Source organism: Candidatus Cloacimonadota bacterium, assembly GCA_011372345.1.
Taxonomy (GTDB): Bacteria; Cloacimonadota; Cloacimonadia; order Cloacimonadales; family TCS61; genus DRTC01.
The window spans coordinates 1-3,093 of record DRTC01000504.1; the positions used below are offsets into that span (position 1 = coordinate 1).

The 3,093-nt window shown below is 37.1% G+C and carries 1 protein-coding gene; it reads left to right on the top strand.

Going from position 1 to position 3,093, the window contains the following annotated elements; translation table 11 throughout:
* Positions 1 to 3,058 (top strand): DNA helicase UvrD (locus ENL20_09735; GenBank protein HHE38837.1); only part of this gene is annotated, 3,058 nt, incomplete at its 5' end.
* Positions 3,059 to 3,093: the final 35 nt, after the last annotated feature.

Sequence of the window (3,093 nt, forward strand, 5' to 3'; positions counted from 1 at the left end):
ACTCGAATCTGCGGAACAGGGATTGTTTAAATTGAAGAAGGAATATTTGTTGAACTTGCCAAATTTCAAAAATTTGGCAAGTTTTAAAGAAAGAGAAGTCCGTTTCCTCCTCACTTCTGAGATCAGCAGTATTTACAAAAAGAATGGAAAAGTCAGGAAAGTTCACAATGTTATATTCTCTCCCGATTTTGAAACAGTTGAGAAAATACAGCAATCGCTCATTAAAATTGGTGGAAATATCACTTCTGACGGTCGACCGATTTTAGGGCTTGATTCCAGAAATCTGCTGGAAATCTGTCTGAAAGCATCCGAAAATATCTTCTTTGTTCCGGCTCATATCTGGACTCCCTGGTTTTCGGTTCTGGGAGATAAATCAGGTTTTGACACGATTGAAGAATGTTTCGAGGATTTGACGGAAAATATTTTCGCAGTCGAGACCGGATTATCCTCCAATCCGCCCATGAACTGGATCTGCAGTTTCCTCGATAAATTCACCCTCATTTCCAATTCCGATGCTCATTCTCCTGAAAAACTCGGTCGTAATGCTAATCGATTCGATACGGAACTTTCCTATAATGCTATCACAAATGCTCTTAAAATCGGGAATCCGAAAGAATTTCTGGGAACGATCGATCTTTTTCCGCAGGAAGGAAAATATCATTATGACGGACATCGTAAATGCGGGATTTGCTGGGATCCGCTGGAAACTCTGAAAAACGAAAGGATCTGTCCGGTTTGCGGAAAGAAAGTTACAGTCGGAGTGATGAATCGAGTTGTGCAACTTTCCGACCGTGATGAATATCGAAAGAATATCATCCCATTTCAATCGATCATTCCCTTGAAAGAGATCATTTCAGAAATCGAAGGTGTCGGACCTAATTCCAAAAAAGTGAGTAAAATCTATTTCAACATTTTACAAAATCTTGGTTCCGAACTTGATATTCTGCTTGATCTTCCTATCGAAAAAATAAAAGAATTCGACCAGATTTATGCGGAAGCGATCAAGCGGATGCGGAATAATGAAATTTACATTCAGGAAGGTTTCGATGGAGAGTTCGGGATAATTAAAGTTTTCCATGATGACGATATTAAAGCTTTGAAATCGCAGGATTCTCTGTTTGGAGATTTTTATGAACTGCAGATTCCTCCTAAAAGAAATTTGATAAACTTTGATCTGGAGGAATTTCATAAACTAAAATTGGAGCAGGAAACTTCTCAATCAAAAGAAATTCAGAACGAAATTTCATTTTCCAAATCGGATTTAATGGAAAGTCTCAATCCCGAACAACAGAAAGCCGTTGAACACTTTACCGGTTCGGCAATGATCATCGCTGGTCCGGGAACCGGCAAAACGCGTGTTATCGCAGTCAGGATCGCAAATCTTATCCAAAAAAAGAAGATCAAACCGGAAAATATTTTAGCGATAACTTTCACCAACAAAGCTGCAGAAGAGATGAAAAACCGGATTATAAATTTGCTTGATGATAAAACTGCTGATAAAATTTCGATCTCTACTTTTCATGCTTTTGGATACAATCTTCTCAAACAAAATATTCAAAAAACCGGGCGAAAAGGGAATTTCTCCATCATCGATGAAAACGACAAAAAGAGGATAATCTCGCAGAATTTTCAAGTCGAGAAAAATCAGATCAACAAAATTTCAAATCAGATTGCTAAACTAAAACAGGAGTTGAAGTTTTCAGATGATATTTCCGATAAAAATTTAGAAAAAATTTTTTCAAGTTATGAGAACATTGTAAGAGAACAAAATATTTTCGATCTCGACGATCTCATATATCAATCGGATAGACTATTTCAGCAATATCCTGAAATCCTTTCTCAAACTCAAAAGAAATTTCAATGGATCCTGATCGATGAATTTCAGGACATCAATTTTGCTCAATACGAGATGATCAAATTTCTAACACCGGACAAAAAACCAAATCTTTGTGTAATCGGAGATCCGAATCAAGCGATTTACGGATTTAGAGGTTCAGATGTAAAATTTATTAAGAAGTTTATCGAGGATTTTCCAAAAACTACAATCTACAAATTACAGAAAAGTTATCGTTGTTCGGAGAATATTTTAACTGCTTCTCATAAAATTATTTCAAGTAAAACTGTTGAAGAGAGTTTCCTGCAGGGAATTCCTTCAGATGTGAAGATTAAAATTACGGAAAATTCGTCGGATAAAAGTGAAGCGGAATTCGTGGCTCGAACCATCGAACAGATGATGGGTGGACTTGGTTTTTTCTCGATGGACAGCGCTGTTACGGAAGGTCAGGAAAATGAGGAGATCGGCAGTCTTTCCGATTTTGCAGTTTTGTGCAGGATAAAAGCCCAGCTGAAATCTTTGGAAAAGGCGTTCATCGATCACAAAATTCCATACCAGATGGTTGGGACCGAATCTCTTTTTGCTAATGAGCCGGTTAAGACAATCATCGAGATTTTGAGATTTGGGCAAAATCCTGAACAAGTTTTTTTAAAGGAAAAAATTAGTAAGACTTTAAAGGTTGGAGATCTCACCTTTCTTCAGGAAATTTCGCAAAAAACAGTTACTGAAATCATTCAGATTCTTATCGAGAAGTATTTTCCTATAAATGAAAACGAAGAAGAATTACAGAAATTTATCGATTTCTCTACTAATTTCCAGGATTTACCAAACCTTCTGAAAAATATCGCTCTCGGAACTGAAATAGACACCTTCCAACCGGAACTGGAAAAGGTAAGTTTGATGACTCTGCACGCCGCCAAAGGTCTGGAATTTCAATGCGTTTTCATTGCTGGCTGTGAAGACGGACTGCTCCCATACTCGCTTTTTGAATCTCAGAAATCTGATGTCGAAGAAGAAAGACGACTGCTTTATGTGGGAATGACGCGAGCGAAGAAATTTCTTATTCTGACAAATGCTAAAAAACGTTTTCTAATGGGTAAAGAGTATAAATTAAAAAGGAGTCCATTCCTGAACAAAATCGAAAAGGAACTGCTGGAATTTTCCAAATCTGAATATAAAAGAAAAGAGAAAAAGGATGATCAGCAAATGAGATTGTTTGAATGAAAACGAACATTAAAACACTGAGAGCACGGAGTTCA